The following is a 233-nucleotide window of genomic DNA, read 5'->3' as shown; positions in this document are numbered from 1 at the left end:
AGACTAGCTAATCCTAGCAAAAGGACCCATGCTAGCAAAAGACCAAGACTTCTCAAAGATAACTCTCCACCACCTGCTTTTAACAGACTTACCAATGGACCAATGAAAGAATAGTCCAACAGTTTTTGCGCAGTTGCATTTTGAACAGCAAGAGTGGGCAAGAAAGAGAAGGTCAGCATAGGAAAAATACTATACACTTGCGCCTTAGACTGAGTATCTGATACTGCACCGAT

Annotated in this window: 1 protein-coding gene; it reads right to left on the bottom strand. The window is 42.1% G+C overall.

Annotated features, from left to right (window positions below):
* Nucleotides 1-233 (bottom strand): hypothetical protein (locus CF394_RS15905; RefSeq protein WP_207761665.1); only part of this gene is annotated, 233 nt, incomplete at both ends.

This window comes from Tetzosporium hominis, assembly GCF_002265435.1.
GTDB classification, from domain to species: Bacteria; Bacillota; Bacilli; order Bacillales_A; family Planococcaceae; genus Chryseomicrobium; species Chryseomicrobium hominis.
This window is presented reverse-complemented; position numbering and strand designations above follow the sequence as displayed.